General features: G+C 67.9%; 25 protein-coding genes. 14 read left to right on the top strand and 11 right to left on the bottom strand.

The annotated features are described in order from the left end of the window. Positions 1–154 precede the first annotated feature (154 nt). A complete protein-coding gene (locus tag ACLJOO_RS04805; protein WP_410785591.1) occupies positions 155–1,618 on the top strand; it encodes a restriction endonuclease in 1,464 nt (487 codons plus the stop codon). Here the strand turns inward: ACLJOO_RS04805 and ACLJOO_RS04810 are convergent. Beyond that, positions 1,611–2,546 (bottom strand): DUF6454 family protein, encoded by a 936-nt coding sequence (locus tag ACLJOO_RS04810; RefSeq protein WP_410785592.1) that lies wholly within the window; start codon positions 2,544–2,546, stop codon positions 1,611–1,613. The two genes, ACLJOO_RS04805 and ACLJOO_RS04810, sit on opposite strands and share 8 nt — an antisense overlap. A gap of 80 nt (positions 2,547–2,626) precedes the next feature. Here ACLJOO_RS04810 and ACLJOO_RS04815 point away from each other — a divergent pair, with 80 nt between their 5' ends. Genes ACLJOO_RS04815 through ACLJOO_RS04825 form a run of 3 tightly spaced genes read left to right on the top strand, consistent with a single transcriptional unit; the run spans position 2,627 to position 5,342 of the window. After that, positions 2,627–3,244, top strand: coding sequence for an SIMPL domain-containing protein (locus ACLJOO_RS04815; protein ID WP_410785593.1), 618 nt, complete (start codon positions 2,627–2,629; stop codon positions 3,242–3,244). Between the two features lie 60 nt (positions 3,245–3,304). Further along, complete coding sequence (locus tag ACLJOO_RS04820) at positions 3,305–4,540, top strand: Nramp family divalent metal transporter (RefSeq protein WP_410785594.1); 1,236 nt, start codon at positions 3,305–3,307, stop codon at positions 4,538–4,540. 19 nt (positions 4,541–4,559) lie between these two features. Then, positions 4,560–5,342: a metallophosphoesterase gene (locus ACLJOO_RS04825; protein ID WP_410785595.1), complete on the top strand. Its 783-nt coding sequence runs from the start codon at positions 4,560–4,562 to the stop codon at positions 5,340–5,342. Between the two features lie 43 nt (positions 5,343–5,385). On the opposite strand, the gene dmpI is transcribed toward ACLJOO_RS04825, so the two are convergent. Together dmpI and ACLJOO_RS04835 are read right to left on the bottom strand one after the other, a co-directional pair. Continuing rightward, on the bottom strand, positions 5,386–5,568 hold the full coding sequence (gene dmpI, locus ACLJOO_RS04830) for a 4-oxalocrotonate tautomerase DmpI (RefSeq protein WP_410785596.1): 183 nt from the start codon (positions 5,566–5,568) through the stop codon (positions 5,386–5,388). Between the two features lie 84 nt (positions 5,569–5,652). After that, positions 5,653–6,534: a LysR family transcriptional regulator gene (locus tag ACLJOO_RS04835; RefSeq protein ID WP_410785597.1), complete on the bottom strand. Its 882-nt coding sequence runs from the start codon at positions 6,532–6,534 to the stop codon at positions 5,653–5,655. A 46-nt stretch (positions 6,535–6,580) separates the two neighbouring features. On the opposite strand from ACLJOO_RS04835, the gene ACLJOO_RS04840 reads away from it, so the two are divergent. Then, a complete protein-coding gene (locus tag ACLJOO_RS04840) occupies positions 6,581–6,955 on the top strand; it encodes a DUF427 domain-containing protein (protein WP_410785598.1) in 375 nt (124 codons plus the stop codon). Here the strand turns inward: ACLJOO_RS04840 and ACLJOO_RS04845 are convergent. Further along, positions 6,919–7,686, bottom strand: coding sequence for an alpha/beta fold hydrolase (locus tag ACLJOO_RS04845; protein WP_410785599.1), 768 nt, complete (start codon positions 7,684–7,686; stop codon positions 6,919–6,921). The two genes, ACLJOO_RS04840 and ACLJOO_RS04845, sit on opposite strands and share 37 nt — an antisense overlap. A gap of 108 nt (positions 7,687–7,794) precedes the next feature. Here ACLJOO_RS04845 and ACLJOO_RS04850 point away from each other — a divergent pair, with 108 nt between their 5' ends. The 3 genes from ACLJOO_RS04850 to ACLJOO_RS04860 are packed head-to-tail and all read left to right on the top strand — an operon-like array spanning position 7,795 to position 11,383. Continuing rightward, positions 7,795–8,577 carry a GNAT family N-acetyltransferase gene (locus ACLJOO_RS04850; RefSeq protein ID WP_410785600.1) on the top strand — a complete coding sequence of 261 codons (783 nt, stop codon included), beginning with the start codon at positions 7,795–7,797 and terminating at the stop codon, positions 8,575–8,577. After that, entirely contained in the window at positions 8,574–9,098 is a 525-nt protein-coding gene (locus ACLJOO_RS04855) for a kinase (RefSeq protein WP_410785601.1), read from the top strand. Before ACLJOO_RS04850 ends, ACLJOO_RS04855 begins: the two co-directional genes overlap by 4 nt. Before the next feature lie 2 nt (positions 9,099–9,100). Beyond that, positions 9,101–11,383 (top strand): helicase-associated domain-containing protein, encoded by a 2,283-nt coding sequence (locus ACLJOO_RS04860; RefSeq protein WP_410785602.1) that lies wholly within the window; start codon positions 9,101–9,103, stop codon positions 11,381–11,383. A gap of 8 nt (positions 11,384–11,391) precedes the next feature. Here ACLJOO_RS04860 and ACLJOO_RS04865 read toward each other — a convergent pair whose 3' ends face one another. Next, the gene (locus ACLJOO_RS04865; protein WP_410785603.1) at positions 11,392–11,802 is read right to left on the bottom strand and encodes a DUF4259 domain-containing protein; all 411 of its coding nucleotides are present in this window, start codon (positions 11,800–11,802) and stop codon (positions 11,392–11,394) included. An 82-nt stretch (positions 11,803–11,884) separates the two neighbouring features. Here ACLJOO_RS04865 and ACLJOO_RS04870 point away from each other — a divergent pair, with 82 nt between their 5' ends. Further along, a complete protein-coding gene (locus ACLJOO_RS04870) occupies positions 11,885–13,525 on the top strand; it encodes a DNA repair helicase XPB (RefSeq protein ID WP_410785604.1) in 1,641 nt (546 codons plus the stop codon). Positions 13,526–13,639: 114 nt separating this feature from the next. Here the strand turns inward: ACLJOO_RS04870 and ACLJOO_RS04875 are convergent, their stop codons facing one another. From ACLJOO_RS04875 to ACLJOO_RS04890, 4 genes are all read right to left on the bottom strand, one after another. Next, entirely contained in the window at positions 13,640–14,500 is an 861-nt protein-coding gene (locus tag ACLJOO_RS04875) for a DUF559 domain-containing protein (protein ID WP_410785605.1), read from the bottom strand. Positions 14,501–14,655: 155 nt separating this feature from the next. After that, positions 14,656–15,366, bottom strand: a complete 711-nt coding sequence (locus ACLJOO_RS04880; RefSeq protein WP_410785606.1) for a FadR/GntR family transcriptional regulator — start codon at positions 15,364–15,366, stop codon at positions 14,656–14,658. A gap of 26 nt (positions 15,367–15,392) precedes the next feature. Further along, positions 15,393–16,328, bottom strand: coding sequence for a dihydrodipicolinate synthase family protein (locus ACLJOO_RS04885; protein ID WP_410785607.1), 936 nt, complete (start codon positions 16,326–16,328; stop codon positions 15,393–15,395). Next, entirely contained in the window at positions 16,325–17,404 is a 1,080-nt protein-coding gene (locus ACLJOO_RS04890; RefSeq protein ID WP_410785608.1) for a sialidase family protein, read from the bottom strand. The genes ACLJOO_RS04885 and ACLJOO_RS04890 overlap by 4 nt, the downstream gene beginning before the upstream one ends. Before the next feature lie 47 nt (positions 17,405–17,451). Here ACLJOO_RS04890 and ACLJOO_RS04895 point away from each other — a divergent pair, with 47 nt between their 5' ends. The 5 genes from ACLJOO_RS04895 to ACLJOO_RS04915 all read left to right on the top strand — a co-directional run bounded on the left by ACLJOO_RS04895 (position 17,452) and on the right by ACLJOO_RS04915 (position 23,815). Further along, positions 17,452–19,074 carry an extracellular solute-binding protein gene (locus tag ACLJOO_RS04895; protein ID WP_410785609.1) on the top strand — a complete coding sequence of 541 codons (1,623 nt, stop codon included), beginning with the start codon at positions 17,452–17,454 and terminating at the stop codon, positions 19,072–19,074. Next, the gene (locus tag ACLJOO_RS04900; RefSeq protein WP_410785610.1) at positions 19,074–20,018 is read left to right on the top strand and encodes an ABC transporter permease; all 945 of its coding nucleotides are present in this window, start codon (positions 19,074–19,076) and stop codon (positions 20,016–20,018) included. Before ACLJOO_RS04895 ends, ACLJOO_RS04900 begins: the two co-directional genes overlap by 1 nt. Beyond that, positions 20,015–20,917: a carbohydrate ABC transporter permease gene (locus ACLJOO_RS04905; RefSeq protein ID WP_410785611.1), complete on the top strand. Its 903-nt coding sequence runs from the start codon at positions 20,015–20,017 to the stop codon at positions 20,915–20,917. The genes ACLJOO_RS04900 and ACLJOO_RS04905 overlap by 4 nt, the downstream gene beginning before the upstream one ends. Positions 20,918–21,052: 135 nt before the next feature. Further along, positions 21,053–21,766, top strand: a complete 714-nt coding sequence (locus ACLJOO_RS04910; RefSeq protein WP_410785612.1) for a phosphatase PAP2 family protein — start codon at positions 21,053–21,055, stop codon at positions 21,764–21,766. A gap of 39 nt (positions 21,767–21,805) precedes the next feature. Continuing rightward, the gene (locus tag ACLJOO_RS04915; protein WP_410785613.1) at positions 21,806–23,815 is read left to right on the top strand and encodes a HelD family protein; all 2,010 of its coding nucleotides are present in this window, start codon (positions 21,806–21,808) and stop codon (positions 23,813–23,815) included. Here ACLJOO_RS04915 and ACLJOO_RS04920 read toward each other — a convergent pair. Together ACLJOO_RS04920 and ACLJOO_RS04925 are read right to left on the bottom strand one after the other, a co-directional pair. Further along, entirely contained in the window at positions 23,801–25,213 is a 1,413-nt protein-coding gene (locus tag ACLJOO_RS04920) for a hypothetical protein (RefSeq protein ID WP_410785614.1), read from the bottom strand. The two genes, ACLJOO_RS04915 and ACLJOO_RS04920, sit on opposite strands and share 15 nt — an antisense overlap. Next, positions 25,210–26,205 carry a hypothetical protein gene (locus ACLJOO_RS04925; protein ID WP_410785615.1) on the bottom strand — a complete coding sequence of 332 codons (996 nt, stop codon included), beginning with the start codon at positions 26,203–26,205 and terminating at the stop codon, positions 25,210–25,212. Before ACLJOO_RS04925 ends, ACLJOO_RS04920 begins: the two co-directional genes overlap by 4 nt. Positions 26,206–26,222: the final 17 nt, after the last annotated feature.

Raw genomic sequence — 26,222 nt, forward strand, 5'->3', positions numbered from 1 at the left:
GGTTGCCATGTTCACGCCGGTCAGAGGGGCGTGCAAGTGCGCGTGCGGCAGGAAACAGGGGGTGGACGGCAAGCAATGTCCTTACCAACTCTCTGTCACATTCGGTCGCGGAGCGTGGTTGGACCGTTACATTGGAGCAGAGAGGTGTGAGGCGATGGGCCGATCCATTGAAGGTCACGCCCGCAGCGACCGTCCGCCCGGGCGTACTGCCGAAGCGGCGCAACGTACCGCTGCGGTGCAGGAACGCGTCCAGGTTCTGAACGGCATCCTGGCCGATGCGCTCGCAGTCGATGTCAACGGCACCGATCTGCAGACACTGAAACGGGCGCCGCGACGCGCGCCGCCGACGGTGTCGCCGGCCGATCTCGAGGCGCATCCCGGACCTGTCTGGGATGCGTTCGTGCCCCACCCGCCGGGCCGGTTCCGCTGGTGGGGCGCCGAGCGCAGGTTCGCGCGTCGACTCGCCGACGCGGAGGACCGGTTCGCGGAGGCGATCGAACGGCACCGGGCGTACGAGGAGGCGCGCCGGGAGCGGACCGCGCGCGCAGTACGCGAGCAGGCCGAGCACCAGCGCCGGCTCGACGAGGCGACCGCGGAACAGCATGCGCGGATCGACGCGTACGAACACGCCGTGCAGAACCACGACCGGGCTGCCGTCACGCGCTACTTCACGAAAGCGCTGGACCGGGTGCCGGAGCCGCTGGACTTTCCACGCCGGCGCAAGGTCGGGTACGTCCCCGAGTCGACGCTGCTCGCGGTGGAGTGGGATCTACCTGACGTCAGCGTCGTACCGGCTGAGGCGTCGTACCGCTATGACCGTGACGTGGACGCCGTACTGGCGGTGCCACGGGACCCGCTGGAGCTGCGGCGGCTGTATCAACAACTGGTGGCGCAGCTGGCGTTGCGGGCGCTGCACCTGGTCTTCGGGAGTGATCGGTACGGCGTGGTCGAGACGGTCGTGTTCAACGGGATGGTGGAGTCAGTCGACCTCACTACCGGGCAGACCGTGCGGCCGTGCCTCATCACGTTGCGGGCGACGCGGGAGCAGTACCAGGCGCTGGTGCTGGACCAGCTCGACCCGGTGGCCTGCGTACGGCACTACTTCGCTGCGGAGGTGTCACGGCACCCTGAGGAGCTGCAGCCGGTGGAGCCGGTGCTGGAGTTCGACCTGACCGACCCGCGGACTGTCGAGGCAGTGGACGTGATCAGCGAGATCGACGCCCGCCCGAACCTGCTGGAGCTCAGCCCGGAGTCCTTCGAGCACCTGGTCCACAACCTGCTCACCCGGATGGGCCTGGAGACCAGGTTGTTCCGGCGCGGCACGGACGGCGGCATCGACTGCGTCGCGTACGACCCCAGGCCGATCACCGGCGGCAAGTTCGTCGTCCAGGCGAAGCTCTGGACCCGCACCGTCCCGCCGTCCGCCGTCCGCGACCTCTTCGGCACCGTCCTCGACGCCGGCGCCACCAAAGGCATCCTCATCACCACCTCCGGCTTCGGCCCCACCAGCTACCAGTTCGCCAACGGCAAACCCCTCCAACTGATAGACGGCACCGCCCTCCTGTCCCTCTGCCACAACCACAACATCCCCGCCCGAATCATCCGCCGCGCTAGTTGAGCGGTGCTTCGTAGATCTGGATTTCTGTTCCGCCTGGGTTTTCGCCGTCGTCGGGGGCTGTGTAGAGGCGGAGTTTGTTGTTGGTGGTTTCCAGGGCTACTGGGTTTCGGGTGGCGTTGTGGTTGGTGGTGGGGGAGAAGTAGGGGAAGGGGATTTCGTGGAGGATGCGGTTGGTGCGGAGGTCGAGGAGGGCTAGGCCGCCTAGGTCGTAAGACGTCTTGTTGGGACCGGGCAGTGTGGTGACTCCGCCGCACAACTGCTTGCCGCGGGCCGCGTAGTCGCAGTCCTGGTAGTCGAGGAGGTGGGACTCGTTGGCGACCTTGCCGAGCTGCTTGCCGGTAGGGGTCCAGTCGTAGAGGGTGCGGGAGCCCCAGCTCACCCCATGCACCTGGCCGGTCGTCCGGTCGCGTACTACTCCCCCGACGTGGTCCTTCACCCGGAAACGCTCAGTGACCCGGTACGTCTTCGGGTCGACCGTGTAGACGATCGCCCGCGAGTTCGGCCGGTACTCCGCGACCGGCAGCCACAGGTCCTTCCCGTCGAAGTCCAGCCCGCCCGGGTGGTACGCCGTACCTTCGCCGAGCCGGATGTCCTTCTTCAGGTTGCCCTGCCGGTCCAGCACGAACAGGTGCCCGATTCCCTTCCCAGGTGTCCGGTCGTACCCGTCCACCGGCACCGGGTACTTCACCGGCGCCTCCAGCACCTCAACACTGCTCAGAAAGATCAGGTCCCCGACAAGCGCGAAGCCCTGCGGGTGGTACGTCGGGAACTTCAGCGGCACCCGCTCCACCAGCGACCACGCCGTACTGCGGTCTGTGGCCTGGAAGGCGCGTGTGACGTCAGAGTCCCGCCCGGTGGCCTGGGCGGTGGTCAGGCCGGTGAGCAACACACCGGCCAGGGCAGCAACGGTCAGCAGTCGTCTGCGCATTGATGGTCTCCTCAGCTCGAAAGTCGATGCTGCAGTGTGAGATGCCCAGATGACTTGCAGGTAATGCCAGACTGACCGTTATGGACACAGGGGTGAGTGTTGTCGGGTCAGGGCAGGTCAGTGGTACGCCGGACATCCTGCGCGTCACGTTCGGCGTCGAGCAGGTCGCACCGGATGTCGCGGCCGCTGTGGCGACGGTCGGCGAGCGTACGGACGCGGTGATCGCGGCCCTGCGGGCGCAGGGGGTCCAGGAGGCGCAGCTGGGTACGAGCTCGGTGAACGTGTTCCAGGAGTACCGGGAGCCCGGCACGGACCCGGCGTACCGGGCGTCGCACACGGTCCTGGTGGAGACGAAGGACCTGACCGGGTTCGGCGCGCTGCTGAACGCGGCCGTGGATGCTGTCGGCAACAGTCTCGCGCTGCACGGGCTGCAGTTCGACATCGAGGACAAGACCGAGCTGCTGATCCAGGCCCGGGAGCTGGCGTTCCAGCAGGCCAAGACGAAGGCCGCGCATCTGGCCGCCTTGGCCGGGTTCTCCCTGGGCTCGGTCACCGCGATCTCCGAGAACAACGGCCACACGCCGCTCGGACCGGAGACCCGGCTGTCGGCGTCCAAGGCGTACGACTCGGCCATCAACATCGTGCCCGACGAGCAGAACGTCGTCGTCTCTCTCCAGGTGCACTTCGCCTGGGCGTAACGCGCGTCTCAAAACGAGCACAGGGGTTGCGTTGTCGGCGGCGTCGTACAGACTGCTCTCATGTATGCACCGGCTCCGCTGCGGCGGCAACTGAGTCGGTCCGGGCTGTTACTGCTCGGACCGGCGTTCGTCGCTGCCGTCGCGTACGTCGACCCGGGCAACTTCGCCACCAACATCGCCGCCGGTGCGACGTACGGCTATCTGCTGTGCTGGGTGGTCGTCGGCGCCAACCTGATGGCCGTCCTGGTGCAGTATCTGGCCGCCAAGGCCAGCATCGCGACCGGGCGGACCCTGCCGCAGCTCTGCCGTGACCACTTCCGCCGGTCGACGTCGACCGGGCTGTGGGCGCAGGCCGAGGTGGTGGCGATCGCGACCGACCTGGCCGAGGTGGTCGGCGGCGCGATCGCGCTGAACCTGCTGTTCGGCATCCCGCTGCTGGTCGGCGGCGTGATTACCGGCATCGTCTCGTTCGCGCTGCTCATCTACCAGTCGAAGCGCGGCCAGCGACCGTTCGAGGCCGCGATCATCGGACTGCTCGCCGTCGTCCTGGTCGGCTTCGTCGTGTCGACGGTCAAGTCGGACCCGTCCGCGAGCGGTGTGGTCGGCGGACTGGTGCCGCGGCTGGACGGGACCGATTCACTGGTGCTCGCGGCCGGCATGCTCGGCGCGACCGTGATGCCGCACGCGATCTGGCTGCACGGCGCACTCGTCACCGATCGGCACTGGAAGACGATCCGCTCCGAGTCCGGCAAGTCGCGCGTACTGCGTGCCACCCGGGTGGACGTGGCAGTGGCGATGGCACTGGCCGGCGCGGTCAACCTGGCCATGGTCGTGGTCGCCGCGGCCGCGCTGAAGGGCTCCGGTGCCGACTCGCTCGACGCCGCCCACCTCGCGATCGGCGACCGGCTCGGCCAGCTACCGGCCCTGCTGTTCGCGCTCGCCCTGCTGGCCAGCGGTTTCGCGTCCTCCTCGGTCGGGACCTACGCCGGCTCGGTGATCCTGGACGGCTTCTGGAAACGGCACGTCCCGCTCCCGGTCCGGCGCCTGATCACCCTCATCCCCGCCCTGCTGATCCTTGCGATCGGCATCGACCCGAGCCGCGCACTCGTGGTTTCGCAGGTCGTGCTGAGCTTCGGCATCCCGTGCGCGCTGTGGCCGCTGGTGAGATTGACCGCTTCCCGGCGCGTCATGGGTGACCTGGTCAACCGGAAGGCGACTACTCTCGCCGCATGCCTGGTAGCGACCGCCGTCACGGCCCTCAACGTCGTACTGATCGTGCTGACCCTGCGGGGATGACGTGACCCGGGTGTACGCCGTGAGCGACATCCACGGCCACCTGGAGAAACTGACTGCCGCACTGCACGCCGCCGGCCTCACCGATGCCGACGGCAACTGGACGGGCGTCGGTGAGACCGCCGAGGACACCCGACTGTGGTTCCTCGGCGACTTCTTCGACCGCGGCCCGGACGGCATCGGCGTCCTGCGGTACGTCCGCGGCCTGATCGACCAGGCGCCGGACGGCGCGATCCGGATGCTGCTCGGCAACCACGAGATCCTCGCGCTCGGGATGTACAAGTTCGGCGACACGTTCGTCCCGCACGACGGCATCACGCTGCGCAGCTTCGAGCGTTCCTGGGCCCTGAATGGCGGCCAGGACCGTGACCAGGAGCTCCTCACCGACGACGACGTCGCCTGGCTGCTCGACCAACCGCTGCTCGGACTGGACGCGGACCAGTTGCTGATGCACTCCGACACCGCCGAGTACGTCGAGTGGGGCGACACGATCGACCAGATCAACGCCACGGCCGGGGCCGAGCTGCACTCGGACGACATCGAGGTGTGGTGGGAGATCTGGCGCCGGACGACGTCGCGCTACGCGTTCCGCGGCCCGAGCGGTCCGGAGGTGGCCCGGATCCTGCTCCAGCACCTCGGCGGGCGCCGGATCGTGCACGGCCACAGCATCGTCGCCGACCAGCTCGGCATCGACCCGCAGTTCCTGACCGGCCCGCACCTGTACGCCGACGGTCTCGCCCTCGGCATCGACGGCGGCGCGTTCGACGGCGGCCCGTGTCTGGTGGTCGAGCTCACCGCGGAGTGACCCGACGACCAGCCTTTACTGCCCGCCGTCGAGTCACTGGGGTTTACTTGTCGGCTGTGAGCGTGCCGCCGACGGCCCAGCTCTCCGGCGGGGTCTCCTGGATCCAGACCTGGACGCTCTCGGCCGGGACGCCGAGGCTGTCGACGAAGGCGTCGGTGACCTTCTGGACCAGGTCGCGCTTGAGTTCCGGGGTCCGCGGGCCTTGCAGGACGGTGACGATGGGCATCGGATTTCCTTTCGTTGTTGGGTTCTGAGCCCATTCCAGTCCTCCCGGCCGCCGGGAACGAGACGCAGTTCCGATGTCCTCCGATCACTCGAACTGATCGGACGCCTTCCGGCACGCCTCCAGCAGTACGGCGAGGTCGCCGCCGACCGTCGTACCGGCCGGGACCGCGAGGCTCGTGGTCAGCGCGAGCCGCGGATCTGGTCGCCGGAACACGACTCGCCCTTCGCGGAGCAGGCGGGCGTGTGACTCGTAGATGACGGTCCAGCTCGGGCTGCCGGCGCCGATCGCGGCGTGCGTGTCCTGCAGGCTGCTGGAGCGCGGGCCGAGCACCGGTTCGAAACCCTCGGCCGCGCACGCCGACATCACCAGGTCGACGAGCGGCGGGTTCGTACGGCGTTCGGTGATCCGGAGCGGCAGCTCGCGGAGGTCCTTTAAGGAGATCTCGTCGTCCGGAGCGGCGGACCTGGGAAGGGCGATCAGGAGCGCGTCGTCCCAGACCGGGACGAACTCCAGGCCGGCCGCCTCGTCGAGTCCGCGGACGAAGGCTGCGTCCAGCTGGCCGCTGCGGACGCGGTCCAGGCGGGCGCGGGTCGAGGCGCTGGTCAGCTCGACGTGGAGACCTTCGGCGGAGAGCTCCGCGACAACGGTCTCCAGCCGTTCGCCCAGTCCGGTGCTGGTTCCCAGGCGGAGCATACGACCGGGGTTGCCGGTGGCGGCGGTGCGGGCGGCTTCGACGGCGGCAAGTACGGCGCGGGCCGCGGGCAGGAACCGTTGACCCGCCTCGGTCAGGCGGATCGCGCGGGCCGAGCGGTCGAAGAGCAGGACGTCCAGCTCGCGCTCCAGGCGGGCGATCTGCTGGCTCACGCCCGGCTGGCCGATACCGAGCTCCTCGGCGGCGCGGCCGAAGTTGAGTACCTCGGCGACGGTGACGAAGTACTGGATCTGCCGTAGCTCCACGTCCGCCATGATCCACCGGGGAATGCCTTCGCGGCGACCGGGGTTGTCAGGGGTTATGGCGGACAAGACTGTGAAGATTCCCGGACCGGACCACCCGATCACCGTGGGGAAGAACCCGGACCGGGTGGTCGTGAAGGTCGGCGACCAGGTCATCGCGGACACCCGGGACGCGCTGTCGCTGCAGGAGGCGAACTACCCGGCGGTGCAGTACATCCCGCGCGATGACGTCGACCTCACGCTCCTCGAGCGCACCGAGCACCAGACCTACTGCCCGTACAAGGGCGACGCGTCGTACTACAGTCTCCTCCCCGCCGGGGCGGACGGCGAGAATGCGGTCTGGACGTACGAGCAGCCGTACGACGCGGTCGCCGACATCCGCGACCACGTCGCCTTCTACCCGGACAAGGTGTCGATCGAGATCATCGCCTGAATCACCGGAGCGAGCAGTTCCGGCGGTACGACGTGATGCTGGTCGGGTAGTTCTCTGAGGCTCGCGTTCGGCAGGATCGGGACGATGCGGTGCGCGGCGTCGAGCATGAACGGCGCCGTCGCCGTACCGGCGATGACGAGGGTCGGCGGCTTGATCGCTCGGAGCGTCTCGACCGGGGTGGTGCCTTCGTGACCCATGACGGCGAAGTCGTAGGCGAGCGTGGGCGCGAGTTCGGCGACGCCCGGGGCAATCTGGAGCGCTTCAGGTTTGGGCATGCCCGTCATCAGCAGGAACAGCTCGACCGCCTCCCGGTTCTGGCCGTCCCGGATCAGTTCGAGCACCTGCCCGCCGTCGTCCGACGGGTCCACGTCGTCCGGCCCGTACGGCGGTTCGTGCAGCACGACCTTGGTGAACGGCAGCCTGCTCGCTGCGATCGCCGCCAGTCCCGCACCGGACGAGTGCCCGTAGATCGCCGCCGTACCACCGACAGCTGTCAGTAGCGCGGAGATGTCGTCCACTTCGCGCAAGACGTCGTACGGCGTGTTGTCGCCGGAGTCACCGCGGCCGCGGCGGTCGTAGGTCACCACGTCGAAGTGGTTCGCCAGCTCGTCGGCCAGCGGCCGGAGCGCGTGCCGATCGCACAGTGCTCCCCCGACCAGGATCAGCGGGTGCCCGCTGCCCAGGCGGTCGTAGGCGATCGTCGTACCGTCCGCGGACGTCACTTTCTCCATCTGCTGCTCCTCCGTCGTCGTTGCTGACGTACGGGACGTCGGAGCCGCCTGAGACGCTTCGACATATCTGGTGGCGTGTGGACTTTCTGGGTGGTTCACTGCTTCGCGATGATCACCAGAGTCGATGACTACCTGCACAGGGTCCCGTTGTCCGGTTCGGTCGCCGAACAGGTCGGCCCGTTCGCTTTGTTCCGCAGTACGACGGTTTGGCCGTACTACGCGCGCCCGGTGCCCGGCTCCGGGGTGACGATCGAGCCGGCGGACATCGAGCTGGTGCGCGCGCGGTGTGCCGAGCTGGGGATCCCGCTGAGCTTCGAGTGGGTTGTGGAGACCTGTCCCTCGTTGGGCGACGCTGCGGCCGCAGCTGGTCTCAACGTGGTCCAGCACCCGCTGCTGGTGCTGGAGCGCGCTGACTTCCGCCCTGCCAAGGCTGACGCCCGCTGCGAGATCCTCTCCGCTGACGAAGAGGCGGTCCGGCACGCGCGTGCGGTCGCCGGGCTCGCGTTCAGCGAGCCGGGCACTGGTGTCGGCACGGCAGGACCGGCCGAGAGGGATACAGCGGCTGCTGCGATGTCGACCGACACGGTCTTGGCGCTGCAGAGCAGGGCGCTCCGCGGCGTGGCAGTCACTGCCGGTGCGTTCACCGACGACGGCATGGTGGCCAGCGGGACTCACCAGCCGGTCGACTCCACCACAGAGATCGTCGGCGTCGGCACACTGCCTTCCATGCGTCGCCGCGGCCTGGCTGCCGCCGTGACCTCGGCACTGGTCGAGCACGCGCTGGGCAACGGCGTGGACCTGGTGCTGCTGTCCGCCGAGTCGGACGCGGTCGCAGCGGTCTACGAACGCGTCGGATTCCACCGGATCGGGCACGCCGGAGCAGCTGAGTGACCGGGAGTCCTGGTACCCGCCTCGTCGTACTGCGCGGGAACTCGGGCTCCGGCAAGTCGACCACGGCCCGGACGCTGCGTGAACGTCTGGGCCGCGGCACGGCGTGGGTCGAGCAGGACCACCTCCGCCGGATCCTGCTCCGCGAGCGCGACGTCCCGGGCGGCGTGAACATCGGACTGATCGACCTGAACGTCCGCTACGCGCTCGACCACGGGTACGACGTGGTGCTCGAGGGGATCATGTCCGCGGACCGGTACGGCGACATGCTGCGGCGGCTCACGTCGGACCACCGCGGGACGACGCTGCACTACTACTTCGACATCCCGTTCGCGGAGACCGTCGTACGGCACCGGACGAAGCCGAACTGCGACGAGTTCGGCCCGGACGCGATGCAGGAATGGTACCGGGAGCACGACGTACTCGACGGGATCGAGCAGACCGTGATCGGCCCGGGCAGTGCACTGGACGAGACCGTAGCCCGGATCCTGACCGACCTCGGCGCGGATCCCGTACCGTTGTAGGGATGAGCACGACCGAGCCGACCCGCCCCCGTACCCTCGCTGAGGCGTTGCGGGGCTGGGGTGACGCTGCGCTCGGTGAGCTGCTGCGGCGGCGGCCCGACCTGGCGCTGCCGATTCCTGCGGACACCGGGCAGTTGGCCGCACGTGCAACGAGCAATGCGTCGGCTGCGCGGGCGATCAACCGGCTGGACGAGTTCGGTGTGGACCTGTTGGAGTCACTGTCCGCGCTGCCGGAGCCGGTGGACCTGGAGCTGTTGGCGCAGGGTGTCGACCAGCCGGTGGAGGTGGTGCAGCCGCGGGTGACTGAGCTGCTGGACCTCGCTCTGGTCTGGGGTACCGAGGACGACCTGCGGCCGATCCGTGCGGTGCACGAGCTGCTCGGTCCGACGCCGGCCGGGCTCGGTCCGACGACGACGCGGCACTTCGGTGATCTGGACAAGCTGATCGACGATGCCGGTCCGGACGCGCGCGCCGTACTCGACAAGCTCACCTGGGGTCCGCCGACCGGTTCGGTGGAGAAGGCCGACCGGCCGGTGACAATCGCGTCGGCCCGGACGCCGGTGGAGCGGTTGCTGGCGCGCGGTCTCGTCGTACCCAAGGATGCGAACACGGTCGTGCTGCCGCGGCAGATCGGGCTGCACCTACGGGGCGGGCGGGTGCTGGCGTCGACACGGCCGGTGCCGCCGCCGCTGGCCGGTAAGAGGGTGTCGGCCGCTATCGCTGACCGGGCCGCGGCTGGTGCTGCGCTCGACCTGGTGCGGCTGGTTGACCGGGCCCTGGAGCAGCTGGGGACCGAGCCGCCGCCGGTACTGCGCACAGGTGGCGTTGGCGTCCGTGAGGTGCGCAGTCTGGCCGGAAAGATCGGTGCGGAAGAGCAGACCGCTGCGGCGGTGCTGGAGATGGCGTACGCCGCTGGACTCGTTGCCGCGGTGGAAGTCGGGACCAGTGAGCTGTGGCTGCCGACTAGTGCCTACGACGACTGGCTAGAGCTGGACCTGGCGCATCGGTGGGCTCAGCTCGTCATGGCGTGGTTCTCCGGCCTCAGAGCGATCGGACTGATCGGGCGGCGGGACAGCACCGGCAGTACTGCGGCTGCACGGGAGCGGCTGATCAACGCGTTGGCACCGGACCTGGAGCGGTTGCTGGCTCCGGAGATCCGGGTGCTGGCGTTGCAGGCGCTGGCTGAGGCTGGTGCGGGTACTGCGCCGGCTCCGGAGACTGTGGTGATGTGGGTGGCTTGGCATCGTCCACGGCGCGGTGGGCAGTTCCGGGACGACCTGGTCGAGTGGAGCGTGTCAGAGGCCGCACTGCTCGGGCTGACCGGGTTGGGCGCGCTGGCGGCACACGCGAAGCCGTTGCTGGGACCTGAGCCGACTGCTGACGAGCTGGCCGAGGCGATCAGTCCTCTGATGCCGGAGCCGGTGTCTGAGGTGCTGCTGCAGGCTGACCTCACTGCGATCGCTCCTGGGCCTCTGGTGCGGACCGTGCAGGATGAGCTGTCCGCCATGGCGGACGTCGAGTCGGACGGCGGCGCTGGCGTCTACCGGTTCAGTGAGAGCTCGGTACGGCGTGCGTTCGACCTCGGGCGTACTGCGGAGCAGTTGCACGCGTGGTTGGCGGAGCATTCCCGTACGCCGGTGCCTCAGCCGTTGGCGTACCTGGTCGACGACGTTGCCCGACGGCACGGCGTACTGCGGTTGGGGACTGCGTCGACGTACCTGCGCTGTGATGACGAGAACGTACTGACCCAGCTGCTCAACTCGAACCTGCCTGGTGTGCGGTTCCGTCGGTTGGCGCCGACCGTGGTGGTGTCGCCGTCACCGCCGGACATGGTGCTGAGCCGGTTGCGGGACGCTGGGTTGGCTCCGCTGGCGGAGACCTTCGACGGTGCGTTGCACGTGACCGGTGCGCCGCGACGTGGCGAGGCACCGCGTCGACGTACCAGCCGGGACTTCAACGAGAGCGCGTTCGACCTGACCGACGACCAGGTGAAGGCGGTCATCGAGAAGGTCCGCGCCGGCGACCGGATCGCCGCCGAACTCCCCGGCGACGACGGCCTGATCGAACCCGCCGCCCCCGCCGAAACCATCGCCGTCCTCACCAACGCCGCCGAGGCCCACACCCGCACCTGGATCGCGTACGTCGACCACAACGGCCACTCCTCCGAACGCGTCGTAGAACCCGTCCGAGTAGCCGACGGCTGGCTGACCGCCTACGACGACACCACCGAAACCCCCCGAACCTACGCCCTCCACCGAATCTCCACCGCCCGCCCAGTGGACTGAACGGCGCGTCAGGCCAGCCGGGTCAGCAGGTCTGCGACCGCCGACTGCCAGGTCTCGTAGCCGGTCGGCTCAGCGTCCTGCCAGAGCTCCACCAGCTCGGACTCCCCACCACGAACCCGCTCAACCGCAGCTCGCGCCAGCTCCTGCAGCTTCGCCACCTCAGGGTGCTGCGCTACCCACGCCAGCCCCGCCTCGCTGTACGGATTCGCCGGCAACCCACGCCCCAACGCAGCAGCCACCAGCTCCGCAGCAGCCAGCGCCTCACTTCCGAGCCCACTCTCCAGGTGCTCGTCGGCGGGCAGTCCAGCTACCTCGCGCAACAACTCCTCGACCTGCGCCGCAGTACCGCCGTCGGCCAGGTCTCCCGCCCAGTCAGCCGCGTCGTCGTTGCCGAACACAGACGCATCCCAAGCTCCCATACCGGCGCAATCTACAGCGCCGCGGTTGGTTGTTGATTCATTCAGGCACAATGGAGGGTCGGGGCGAGGATAGGAGTTGCGGGTGTCGGACGGTCCTTTGATCGTGCAGTCGGACAAGACCTTGTTGCTGGAGACGGCGCATGCGGAGGCCAGCGAGTGCCGGAAGGCCATCGCGCCGTTCGCCGAGTTGGAGCGGGCGCCGGAGCATGTGCACACGTACCGGCTGACACCGCTGGGCCTGTGGAACGCGCGGGCTGCGGGGCATGACGCCGAGCAGGTGATCGACGTACTGCTGCGCTACAGCCGGTACCCGGTCCCCCACTCGTTGCTGGTCGACATCGCGGAGACGCTGGATCGGTACGGGCGGCTGCGGCTCGAGAAGCACCCGCAGCACGGTCTGGTGCTGATAACCACCGACCGGCCGGTGCTGGAGGAGGTACTTCGCAGCAACAAGGTGAAGCCCATGCTCGGCGCCCGGCTCGACGACGACACCGTCCTGGTGCACCCGTCGGAGCGCGGTCACCTCAAGCAGACCCTGCTGAAGCTCGGCTGGCCCGCTGAGGACCTGGCCGGGTACGTCGACGGTGAGGCGCACCAGATCGACCTTGTGACCGACGGCTGGGAGCTGCGCCCGTACCAGGAGCAGGCGACCGAGTCTTTCTGGCACGGCGGCTCCGGTGTCGTCGTACTCCCCTGTGGCGCCGGCAAAACGATCGTCGGCGCGGCCGCGATGGCACAGGCGTCCGCGACCACGCTGATCCTGGTCACCAACACCGTGTCCGCGCGGCAGTGGAAGGACGAGCTGCTGAAGCGCACCAGCCTCACCGAGGAGGAGATCGGCGAGTACTCCGGTGCGCGCAAGGAGATCCGTCCGGTGACGATCGCGACGTACCAGGTGATGACGACGCGCAGGAAGGGCGTCTACACGCACCTGGAGCTGTTCGATGCGCGCGACTGGGGCCTGATCGTGTACGACGAGGTGCACCTGCTGCCCGCGCCGATCTTCCGGATGACCGCCGACCTGCAGACCCGGCGCCGGCTCGGACTGACCGCGACGCTGGTCCGCGAGGACGGTCGCGAGGGCGACGTATTCTCGCTGATCGGCCCGAAGCGGTACGACGCGCCGTGGAAGGACATCGAGTCGCAGGGCTGGATCGCGCCGGCGGACTGCATTGAGGTGCGCGTGGATCTCGAGCAGACCGAGCGGTTCGTGTACGCGACCGCGGAGCCCGAGGACCGCTACCGCCTCGCCGCCTCCACCCCGGCGAAGTCCAAGCTGGTACGGCGGATCGCCGAGCACCACGCCGACGAGCCGCTGCTCGTCATCGGTCAGTACATCGACCAGCTGGACGAGCTCGGTGAACGCCTGGAGTGTCCGGTGATCAAGGGCGAGACCACGGTGAAGGAGCGGCAGCGTCTGTTCCAGGCGTTCCGCACCGGCGAGATCAAACGGCTGGTGGTCAGCAAGGTCGCCAACTTCTCCATCGACCTCCCCGAGGCGTCGGTCGCCATCCAGGTCTCCGGCACCTTCGGCTCCCGCCAGGAAGAAGCCCAGCGCCTGGGCCGAGTCCTCCGCCCCAAGGGCGACGGCCGCACCGCCCGCTTCTACTCCATCGTCGCGAGAGACACCATAGACGCCGAATTCGCCGCCCACCGCCAACGCTTCCTAGCCGAGCAGGGCTACGCCTACACCATCGTCGACGCCGAAAACCTGTTTGCTTGATCCCAGATGTGCAAGGTCGACAGGAGGTGTCGGGGTCAGCGGGTCATCGGCACGCTCGATGCATGCGGTATCAGGCCAGGTTCGAGAGACATCTCCTGTCGAGGTTGTACGTAGTCAGCCAGCAAGACGCCGAGCCAACGCGGCGCGGACGGTCGCGACGACCCAGGCGGGGTCGCCGATGATCTGTTCATAGGTGAATCGGAGTACGAGCCACCCGGCCGCCACCAACTCGTCGTACCGGTGACAGTCGGCCGCGAAGTCGCGCCGGGATCCGTGGAATTCGAAGCCCTCCGCCTCCAAGACCAGCTGCGCTTTCCGGTGCCCGAGATCAACCCTGGCCCGAAATGCCCCATGGGTCACCAGAACTTGCGGTTCGAAGCCGTCGACACCTGCACTGATCAGAAGCCCCCGGAGGATTGACTCGAGGAAACTGCCCGAGAGGCGAGTCGCGGCTGCGGCTGTTCTGCGCGCGTTCGGACAGCCGTGGCCACGCATCGCGGCAGTGGCGGCAAGGAGCTCGTCCTGGCTGAGCCGGCCTGTGGCGAGGGCTGCGTCCGCAACGGCCAATGCCTCGGTGAACGGGAGGATGCGAGAGCAGTCGACGACGGTCCGCAGCAGTGAGGTGGTCCGGTTCCGGCGCTCAGCGGATGTGGTTTCGGCCCAATGCAGGACAGCGGGTGGTCCCGGACGTGGGCGGCGCTTGGGCGGGACCATGATGTGAGGCTTCGGCGGTGTCTGCAGCAACGGAAGCCCCAGCGACTTCGCGGCACTCACGTGCGAGCGGACACCGTCGTACACCAGCACGGCCACCTCGTCGGCCGGAAGGTCAGGCAGCGCATAGATTCCCAGGGCGATCCGCTGGATCTCACCCCGCTCGATCGCTGCCTCGACGGCGCGACGGGAAGTCGCCCCGACCAGCCCGGCCCGCGTCCCCCAACCGCCAAAACGCGCGAGAACCTCACCGACCGATTCCATCCCAGGATGGTGCCCCACACGGGCGACTGATGATTTGGCTTATCCACAGGGGCCAAGCTCGACAGGACATGTGCCCGGTTGAGCGGGCAAAACACGCTCCACTGACTACCAGATGCTCGTTAGTGGACGTATACGTCCTGTCGAGCTTGCACGCACTATTCGCCTAGGCGGGTGTGGATGCCGTTGAAGTGGCTTTTCATGGAGTGGGCGTAGGTTTCGGGGTTGCCGGATTGCAGGGCGTTCAGGAGGTCTCGGTGCCAGGCGGCGGCGTCGGCGGGGGTGTAGCGGGCTCCGGGGAGGCGGGCGTCTACCTGGGCGAAGGTTCGCCAGAAGACCGAGAGTAGGTCGATGACCAGGGCGTTGCCGAGGGGTTCGTAGAGAGCCTGGTGGAAGGCCCAGTCCTCCTCGGGGAAGTAGTTGCCTTCGGCGGCCTTGGCTTCCATGCGTTCGACGATCGGCTCCAGCGCGTCGTACCCGTGCTCCTTGAAGTGGCTGACCACGTCGTCGGCCAGGCCGACCTCGATGGCCTGGCGGACCTCCAGGACGTTCTGGACGTCGCGGAGGTCGCCGGCCATCGACTGGGACATGCGGAACGCGAGGCCGTCCTCCAGGGACTGCAGGTTCACCTCGCCGACGTACGTGCCGTACCCGTGCCGGATCTCGATGATGCCGACCGCCTGCAACGCCTTCATCGCCTCGCGCAGCGGGTGCCGGCCGACGCCCAGCTGCGCCATCAGGTCCTGCTCGTTCGGCAGCGGGTCACCCGCCTTCAGACCGCGTTCCAGGATGTACGACTTCATCGCGTCCCGGATGAAAGACTGATTCCCTGCCGCACCACGTGCCCGGCTGAGCCCACCCGTTGTCACTGCCGGCCTCCCTCGTCTAGGACCGCTCAGTGTAATCCGGCGCGATCCAGGAGCGGCCGGATCGCGGCGATCTCCGTGTCGTTCAACGGAATCGAGGGGTACGCCGTGACCGGACAGGAGATCACGCCCAACAGGTAGAGCCCGGCCTTGAACGCACCGAGCGCAGCCGAGCTGGCCCCCATCCGGGACCGGTCCGCCATGTTGATGATGTCGAACAGCCGGAACAACCGGTCCTGCTCGTCCCGTGCGGCCGCAGCGTCACCGCCCACCGCTGCCTTGAACAGCCGCACGTATCCGGCCGGATCCACGTTTCCCAGACCAGGTACGACGCCGTCCACGCCGAACGCCAGCGCCGAGTCGACCGTCACCTCGGAGCCGGTCATGATCACGAAGTCGTCGAGCGCCTTCTCCCGGCGGGACAGCACCAACTCTCGCAGCGAGGTCTCCTGGCCGGACGAATCCTTCACCCCGGCAATAACCCCCTGCTCACCAAGGGACATGACCAGAGCAGCCGGTAGCTTGGTGCCGGCCCGAGGCGGGATGTCGTACGCATGCAGCGGCGTGTCGCCCGCAAGCGACGCCAGCCGGACGAAGTGGCGCTCGATCTCAGCAGGGTGAGTGGCGGCATAGAACGGAGCCGTGGCGACGATGCCGTCCACGCCGGCCTTCAACGCGGCCGAAACATGCGCAGCGACCCGGTTGGTCGACGTGTCGATGACGCCGGCCAGTACCGGGACCTGTCCGGCCACCTCCGCGACCGTCGTCTCCAGCACGACCTGGCGCTGCTCGTCGGTCAGGAACGTGCCCTCGCCGGAGGTGCCGAGCACGAACACCCCGTCCACACCCCCGGTCAGCTGGTACTGGATCAGCCGGGACAGCGATGCGGTGTCGACGTCGTACGACGGGGTGAGCGGAGTGACCAGCGGAGGGACGACGCCGGTCAGATGGGCGGACTCGGTCAAAACATCTCCAACCTCTCTGGGGCGAATGTGGCGAAGCGCAAGGTCGCGAACGAGGAGGTCTCACCGGCCTCGTAGAAGATCCCGATCGAGCCGTCGGGCAGCAGCACCAGATCGGAGTACCCGGCCATGCCCTCGTGCACGACCAGGTCCGGCTTCCACGACCCGCCGGAGTCCTCGGACACGAAAACGGTCAGTTCCCGGCGAGACGTGGGGTTCACCGGTGTGGACAGCAGCAACCGTCCGTCCGGCAGGCAGAGCACGCTGCCCTGGATACCGGGCGCGGTGATCTCGGGAATCCCGACGTACGGCGCATCGAGGGTCTGACCGCCGTCGGACGACCAGGCGTGCACGCGGGCCGGACCGGTGCCCTGGTGATTGCGGGCGTTGAAGTACAACCGCCCGTCCGGCAACTCGGCGACAGCTGTCTCGTTCGCGTTGATCTCCGCGCCGTCGTTGCGGTCCACGAAACCGACCGACCAGGAAACCCCGCCGTCGTCGCTGTAGATGCAGTGCCCGCCATTCAACCGGATCAGGTCGTCCAGCAGCTCGGACGGCACAAAAGAATGATTGGCCGGGACGACGAGACGCCCGGAGCGCAGCGTGATGCCGTGACATGGACCGGTCGCGTACCAGCCCCAGTCGCCCGGCTTCACCTCCGCCGTGATCTCGCGCGTCGGACTCCAGGTCGCACCGTCGTCGGCGGACCGCTGCACAAACACACGCCGGCCGTCGACTGGATCGGTGCCCCGGGCAAGCGACATCTCGACCGCGTCCGCACCGTTCTCAACCGTCACCAGCACGATGGCGCCGCTCGTGGGATCGACCAACGGAACCGGGTTTCCACAGGTCTTGCCCGGCGCCGCCGACACCACCTGCAGCGGCAGCCAGGTCCGGCCGCCGTCGAGCGAACGCCGCAGTACGACCTCGATCTCACCCGCGTCGCCGGCGCCGTGCAGCCGACCCTCACAGAAGGCGAGCACCAGCGAGTCACGCGCCACGACCGACGGGATGCGGAACGTGTGGTAGCCGCTTTCCGCCGGATCGAAGATTTCCAGAGCGCCGACTCTTGAAGACATAGGACGTACTATGTCATGGTGTGGCCCTCCGATGGAAGTGAGGCCTCATGCCGGTCAGCAGAAGAACATTCCTCGGCGGTGGTCTGGCCGCCGCCGCTGTCGCGGTCACGGGTACGCCGCTGCTGGCGGGGTGCGCGTCCGAGAAGAAGAACACCGCCGCGGCGAACGCGGCCGTCAAGCTGCCGACGTACACGAAGTACGGCGAGATCAAGCCGGACCTGCCCGGCACCGACGTGGTGCTGGACGGCTTCCTGAAGTACCCGGCGAACCCGGTGAAGGCGATTGCCGAGGCTCCTGGTGACGGCAAGCCGATCACGTTCATGACGAACATCCCCGGCGCCATCCCGCCGGCCGCGGACAAGAACCAGTTCTGGCAGGAGCTCAACAAGCGCCTCGGATCCGAACTGCAGATCAGCATGGCGTCGAACGACGAGTACAAGGACAAGTTCGCGACCCGGATCGCGGGCGGCGATCTGCCGGACATCCTGAACATCCCGCCGGACACGCCGCAGATCCCCGGCCTGGTGAAGTCCAAGTGCATGGACCTGACCGAGCACCTGTCCGGCGATGCGATCAGCAAGTACCCGTTCCTGGCGAACATCCCGACCGAGTTCTGGAAGGGCTGCGTCTTCAACGGCGCCATCTACGGCGTCCCGGTGCCGCGCGGCATGTCCCGTACGTCGGGCGTGCTCTACCGGGAGGACCTGCTCGCCGCGAAGGGCATCAAGGACCCGGCGCCGAAGAACTTCCAGGAGTTCTTCGACCTGGCCAAGGAGCTGACCGCGGCCAAGCAGAACAAGTGGGCGTGGACCCGGGTGCCGCTGTCGACCATCCGGCAGATGCTTGGTCTGCCCAATGTCTGGAAGCAGGACGGCGGCAAGTTCACTTCGATGTACGAACACGAGGCGCAGGAACAGGCCCTCGAGGCCGGGCGCAAGATGGTCGCCGCCGGTGTGATCAACCCGGACGCGTTCAACGACAAGGCCAGCGCCCGCAAGCAGTGGTTCAACGGCGGCATCGCCGCGTTCGACTACGACAGCTTCGTGGCCTGGAACCAGTACTACGCCGACAACACCGACGGCGAGGCCTTCGCGGTGAACATGCTCGACGTACCGGGCTTCGACAGCGGTGCGGGCACGCCGTGGATGGGCGGGGCGCTGAACAACGTGACGTCGTTCAGCAAGGACAGCCAGCACTCGGCCGAGACCTTGCTGAAGGTCGCGAACTGGATGGCGGCGCCGTTCGGCACCGAGGAGTACCTGTTCCGCAAGTACGGCGTCGCGGGCCGGCACTACACGTTGCAGGGCACGGACCCGGTGCCGTCCAAGGTCGGTGTCGTGGAGACCGGGATCGGCCTGCAGTACATCAGCGACTCGACGCTGGCGCTGTACTGGGCCGGTAAGCCGGACGTGCCGCAGAAGCAGCACGCGATCCAGGAGAAGTTCGCCAAGCGGCTCGTGTACGACGCGTCGTACGGCCTGTACTCCGACACCGGGTCGAAGAAGTGGGGCCAGCTGGTCAAGACGATGACCGACCTGGAGAGCCAGATCGTGCAGGGCAAGAAGCCGGTCTCGGACTGGAAGGCGGGCGTGGAGTCCTGGAAGGCGGCGGGCGGCGACAAGATCCGCACCGAGCTCGAGCAGGCGCTCGCTGACACGGCAGGGAAGTAATGCTGCAACGATCCAAGACGCGCCCGCAGCAGCAGTTGAGCCTCGGCCGGCGGCTGCTGCGGGACCGCGTGCTGCTGCTGTTCGCGTTGCCCGGGATCGCGCTGATCATCGCGTTCCACTACGTGCCGCTGCTGGGCAACGTGATCGCGTTCAAGGACTACCAGCCGTTCCTCGGGATCAGCGCGAGCGACTGGTCGGGCTGGGAGAACTTCAGTGTGATCTTCAACGGCGACCCGGCGTTCCTGCGGGCGTTGAAGAACACGCTGATCCTCACCAGCCTGCAGTCGATCTTCGTGTTCCCGGCGCCGATCCTGCTCGCCCTGCTGCTGAACTCGCTGTTCTCCGAGCGGATCAAGCGGATCGCGCAGAGCATCCTGTACCTGCCGCACTTCATGTCCTGGGTGATCGTGGTCGCGCTGTTCCAGCAGATGCTCGGCGGCAGCGGCCTGCTGAACAATTACCTGCGATCGCACGACCTGTCGACGATCAACATCATCGGGAACTCCGAGTTGTTCCACGTCCTGCTGACGTCGCAGATCATCTGGAAGGACACCGGCTGGGCGACGATCCTGTTCCTGGCGGCGCTGTCCCAGATCGACTCGCAGCTGTACGAGGCGGCGAGCGTGGACGGCGCTTCGAGGATGAAGCAGTTGTGGCACGTCACGCTGCCGGGACTGCGCGGGATCATCATTCTGCTGTTCATCCTGCGGCTCGGTGATTCGCTGACCGTCGGGTTCGAGCAGATCATCCTGCAGCAGCAGGCGGTCGGCCGAGACGTCAGTGAAGTACTCGACACGTACGTCTACAACAACGGCGTACTCGGTGGCGCCTGGGGCGTCGCGGCGGCGGTCGGCCTGGTGAAGGGCATCGTCGGCGTGATCCTCGTGCTGACCGCGAACAAGGTGGCGCACATCTTCGGCGAGCAAGGGGTGTACCAGCGATGAGTACCAAGATCGTGCCCCCGAAAATTGTGCAGGGCGTGCCGATGCCCGGCTGGCCGATGCGGATCTTCAAGGGACTGGTGCTGCTGGTCTTCTGCGCCGTCGTGATCGTCCCGTTCGTCGGGGTGATCTCGACCAGCGTGGCGCCGAACAAGCAGATCAACGAGTCCGGCGGTCTGGTGCTGTTGCCGAAGTCGATCAGTTTCGCGGCGTACGAGTCGTTGTTCGCCGGCGGCGTGGTGACACGGGCACTGTTCGTCAGCATCTTCGTCACGATCGTCGGCACGCTGCTCAGCCTGACCGTGTCGTGCCTGCTCGCCTACGCGTTGTCGCGGCCGAGTTTCGTCGCCGGGCGGCCGATCCTGCTGGTCGTGCTGTTCAGCATGCTGTTCTCCCCCGGCATCATCCCGCTGTACCTGACCGTGAAGGGCGTCGGCCTGCTGGACAGCATCTGGGCCCTGATCGTGCCGACGATGGTCAGCGCGTTCAATGTCGTCGTACTGCGGGCGTTCTTCATGAACCTGCCCAACGAGCTCACCGAGAGCGCGCGGATCGACGGCGCGGGCGAGCTGAAGACGTTCACCAACATCGTGCTGCCGCTGTCGAAGGCAGTGCTGTCGGTGATCGGCCTGTTCTACGCGGTGGCGTACTGGAACGCGTTCTTCTCCGCGCTGCTGTACCTGAACGACTCGAAGCTCTGGCCGTTGCAGCTGGTACTGCGGACGTACGTCATCAACGACACCCAACTCGGCAGCGCGGAGCTCGGCACCGAACTGCTCCCGCCGCAGGCGTCGATCCAGATGGCGATCCTGGTCGTCTCGATCGTGCCGATCCTGATCATCTACCCGTTCCTGCAGCGGCACTTCGCGAAGGGCGTCCTGACCGGTGCTGTGAAGGGCTGATCGGGGGTTGCCCAGGGCAACATCAGGGTTGCGCCTGGGCAAACCCTGTGGGAACAGCAGGTACCGTCGAACGGTATGGGGATAGCGGCACTTGAACGGGTGGGGCAAGAACGCAGAGCACAGGTTTTCTGGAGAGTGGTACGCGAAGCAGTCCTGCTCGCGACCCTGTTCCTCGTCTACAGCGCCGGCCGGCAGCTCGCGGCCAGACACTCCGGTTCGGCGTTCGACCATGCGCACGAGGTGCTGTCGCTGCAGAACTGGCTGCACCTGCCGAACGAGGCGTCGATTCAGCACTGGGTGCTGCAGTTCCCGCAACTGGTCAAGGGCGCGAACCTGTACTACGCCGGCGTGCACGCGCCACTGACTGCCGCCGTACTGCTCTGGCTGAGCATCTGGCGGCCGAAGGCGTACTCGCATGTCCGGTGGACGATGGTGTCGCTCACCGGACTGGCTCTGATCGGTCACATCGCGTTCCCGCTGGCGCCGCCGCGGATGATGCCGGGCTTCGTGGACACCGGCCTGCGCTTCGGCCAGTCTGTGTACGGCCCGGACCACACCGGCGGCGCGGTGAACCAGTTCGCCGCGATGCCGAGCCTGCACGTCGGGTGGGCCGCCCTGATCGCACTGTCGATGATCCTGATCACCCGGTCGCGCTGGCGGTGGCTGTGGCTGCTGCACCCGATCATCACGTTCAGCGTCGTCGTGGTGACCGCCAATCACTACTGGCTGGACGGCATCGTCGCCCTGGTCCTCCTGGCGGCCAGCCTGCCCCTCCTGCTCCGGCCCGGCCTACGCGCCGACAGGCCACGGACCCGTAATTCAGTTCCACCGAGCAGGGTGCTCAAGTAACGTGGCTGGGCTCCCCACTGCTCGCCCGGAGGTTTCAGCATGCCCTCAGATACGTCCGACACCCTCCAGGCCGAGAAGGACTACCTGAAGAACTCCCGGGCGGCGCTGGCGCTGATGCGGGAGAAGACCGGCGCGCTGGAGATCCACAGCGCAGACCGGGTCAACCAGGAGTACCTGCAGGCCGCCATCTTCCGGCGGATGAAGGAGCTGGAGGACGACCCGGACGTGCCGCTGTTCTTCGGGCGGCTGGACTATCTCGAGCCGACCGACGAGACGTTCCACATCGGTCGCCGGCATGTGAACGACGCGCTGGGCGAGCCGCTGGTGGTGGACTGGCGGGCGGACATCTCGGTGCCGTTCTACCGGGCCAGCAAGACCGAGCCGATGGGCGTGGGGGTACGTCGGCGGTTCGGCTTCACGCACGGCGAGATGACCGCGTTCGAGGACGAGGACCTCACCGCGACCGGTCAGGACGAACAGCACAGCGACATCCTGGACGCCGAAATCGAGCGCCCACGGTCCGGCCCGATGCGCGACATCGTGGCCACCATCCAGCCGGAGCAGGACGTGATCGTCCGGGCCGGCGTCGACGACACCATCTGTGTGCAGGGAGCACCTGGCACCGGAAAGACCGCGGTCGGGCTGCACAGGGCGGCGTACCTGCTCTATGCGTACCGCGACCAGCTCAGCCGGGCCGGTGTGCTCGTCGTAGGCCCGAACGCGAGCTTCCTGCGGTACATCGGGGACGTCCTCCCCGCACTGGGCGAGATCGAGGCGAAACAGACCACCGTCGAGGAGCTGGTCGCCCGCGTGAAGGTAGCCGGTCCTGGCCCGGCACTAGTCGACGTACTCAAGGGCGACGCCCGCATGGCCGAAGTACTGCACCGGGCCGTCTGGTCGCACGTCAGACTCCCCGAGGAGTCGCTAGTAGTGCCGCGCGGAGCGCACCGCTGGCGAGTAGCGGCGTACCAAGCCGAGGAGCTCGTCACCGAGCTGCGGAGCCGTGGCATCCGGTACGGCGCCGGCCGCGCGATGCTGCCGCAGCGGCTGGCCCACGCCGTACTGCTGCGCATGGAGGCAGCCGGTGACTCCCCCGACGACCGCGTGCAGGACTCGGTCGCGCGCAGCCGTCCGGTGAAGCAGTACGCCGACGCGCTCTGGCCGGCTGTGGACCCGGCGAAGCTGCTCTTCCGCCTCTTCACCGACCCGGAGCTCCTCGCCGAGTACGCCGACGGCATCCTCACTGCGGAGGAACAGGCGCTGTTGCTGTGGGACAAGGTGCCGCGGTCGCCCGGTGCGGCCAAGTGGTCCGTTGCCGACGCCACTCTGATCGACGAGATCGCCGACCTGGTCGACCGTACGCCGTCCCTCGGGCACGTGGTGCTGGACGAGGCGCAGGACCTCTCCGCGATGCAGCTGCGCGCGGTCGGTCGACGCTGCTCGACCGGCTCGATGACGGTGCTTGGTGACATCGCGCAGGGCACCACACCGTGGGCCACGCCGTCGTGGGACGAGGCGCTGAAGCACCTAGGCAAGAGCAGCGCGCACACCGAGGAGCTGACCGCCGGCTTCCGCGTCCCGGGCCAGGTGATCGAGTACGCCGCCCGCCTCCTCCCGACGATCGCTCCGCACCTCAAACCGCCGACCGCGGTACGGCGGGCGCGCGGTGAGCTGACCATCACCCGCGTACCGGACAGCCTGGCTGCTGCGGTGACAGCAGTCCATGAGGTGTCAGAGCGCCTCGGCTCGATCGGTCTGATCGTCCCGGACGCACTGGTCCCCGCAACCCGAAAAGCCCTGCAGGGCATCGCTTTCTCGGTTCTCGGCGACGAAGACGACGTGGATGCACACCTGGACGTCGTACCGGCGTCTCTCGCCAAGGGTCTTGAGTTCGACCACGTGGTGCTGGTGGAGCCGGCCGGCATCGTCTCTGGTGAAGCCGACGAGCGGACCGGACTCCGGCGCCTCTACGTCTGTCTGACTCGTGCTGTCACCTCACTGGTCGTACTGCACAGTGAAGACCTGCCTGAGGTACTAGAAGCCCCGTGACCCGCCGGACCGGCGCGAGGAGCGCCGGGACGACCCGCCACCGCTGGAGCGTGTCCGCGACGACCAACTCGAGCGCCGTGAGCTGCCGCTGTACCAGCCGTCGTCGTCACTGGACCCCGTGGCCGCGGACACCGCTGCCTCGCCCAAGGCACTACCGACGTTGGACCTGAAGCGGCCGAAGCGCGCTCCCGGGCGCCGGTACCGCCAGCGGGCGCGCATCTCCTCACCCCGCCGACGGAAGTCAGAGTCAGGGAACCACCACTGCCGCCCGTCGCCCTGCGACCAGTACCCGTCGACGTACGCGGCCAGCTCCTCGCCGAACTCCCAGTAGGGACGCTCGATCTGCCAGCCCTTCACCATCCGGATCTCGGGCCGCTCACCGGCCTCGTCACGCTGCTTGCACGCCGAGCAGACGTCCACAGTGCGCGCAGCTCCCTCCTCGGGCTTCCACTCGACTTCCGCCACGCTCGGCCCGTGCCGCGGGTCGAAGAAGCACGGCGCGGTCGGCTTCGGGATCGGCTTGCCGGCGCGTGCGGAGTCCAGGCAGAGCAACCCGTAGCGGGCCGAGCCGAGCAGCGTCGTCACTGCCTCGATGTCCTTGTCGTCCTTGGCCTGGTCGAGTCGCTGCCGTGCCTTCTCGACGGTGTCGAGCACGTCCTTGGACAGCTTCGACTGCTGCGGGTCCGAGACCGTCGGCAGCGCGGAGACCTGCTGCGAGAGCGCGATGACCTCCTCGTTGAGCAGCGGCTGCGCGACCTTCAGGTGGGCCTTCTCGTCCTGCCGCCGTGCGCGCCGGGCACCCAGCCCGGTCACGGTGACCCAGAGCCCGATGATCCCGGCCACGCCACCGGCGTACGGCGCGGCGTCGACGTAGAACGGCTTGTTCACGACCTGTGCGCGCTGGATGAACCTCTCGAGCATCGACTCGTAGTCCGGCGCGCAGCAGTCGACCGCCTGGTCCACCGCGTCGCCCACGAAGTACGTCGGACCGTGATCGGCCCGCTGGACGGCGTGCAGCCCGCGACCGGCGGACTGCGACGACGCATCGACCAGTACGGCGTACACGCCCTCGACGCCGACGCGGTCGTACAGCTGGTCCGCGATCTCCTCGCCTTCCCAGGCAGGCACCGAGTAGTACTTGTTCGCCGACTTGCTGATCTTGTCCACAGGGATCACAGCGATCCGGATCGGTGCACCGGCGCTCTTCGCGGCCGCGTCGAGCTGCGCGGTCTCGCTGGGACTCAGCTCCGTCACGTCCGGGTCGACCCAGACGCCGGCGTCGCCGAGGTGACCGGCCACGGTGTTCATGTACGCGTCGGGGTCGCCGGCCGCGTGCGCCAGTGGCGCGGGCAGGACCCACAGGGTGATGACGGCGAGCGCGCCGAGCAGACGTTTCATCGTGCTCCTCCCGAGAGCCGCTCACGACAGGCGTTGCAGACCGGGACCTCCCGGGGCCGCCCGCCAGGCGGCGTGTACATCCAGTCCGTCACGGAGGTGCCGTGGCCGGGGTCGAAGAAGCAGGTGGCACGGCGAGCAGGTGCGGGTGTTCCGGCGACCTTCGCCTGCGCACAGGCCAGCCGCCAGCGACCGTACTCGACCGTGGACCGCACTTCGCGCAGCGTGTCGTCGTCGGGTTCCCCATCGACCACGCGGCCGGCGTCGGCGTACGCATCCATCGCCGCCTGCACGTCCGCTGCCGTATCCATGCCGTCCAGACGCACGTCAGCGGCATCCAGTTCCTCGCCGAACCGCGTGACGTCCTCCCGCGCGGTCGCGCGCCGCTCGTCGAGCGTGTCGACCTCGTCCGGCAACACGTCGTACGACGGACGGTAAAGCGCGGGGCCCTCGTCCTTGCGCGACCGTTTCCTCCACAAGAGCAGACCGGCTGCTAATACCACCAACGCGATCAGCAACGGCCACAGCCAACCGGGTGCGCCTTTGGAAGCTTTAGGTACGTCGAGTTGGTCCAGCACCCCGTTGAGCAGGCCGACCGGGTCGGAGCGGCTGTGCTTGTCCAGCTCCCTCGTGAGGATGTCCGCGATCGGCGTGTCGACTCCGACAGCACTCCCCCAGGCGATGGCCCCACCGAAGACGACGAGGTAAACCCCGTCAGCCTTCTGCCGGTCCACCAGCTGGTCGACATACGTGTGTGCCGCTGTGCTCTTGTCGCCGGGGTTCAGCGCGGCAGCGGGCACGACCGCGATGCGAATCGCCGGGTCGTGCCCGCTCACTCGTTCTGCCAGCTCAGCGGCGTCCTTGTCGGGGACCAGTGAGCGCTGCGTCGGGTCGACGTACACAGGTGACGTCTTCCACCCGTCGACCACCGCGGTGGGGTCGTTGGACCCCGTCAGGGTGGTGGCGAGCAACAGCACACCGGCCAGCAGACGCATGGGCAGAAGAGTGCCCT

Origin of the sequence: Kribbella sp. C-35, from assembly GCF_046549195.1 — a bacterium.
Lineage (GTDB): Bacteria > Actinomycetota > Actinomycetes > Propionibacteriales > Kribbellaceae > Kribbella.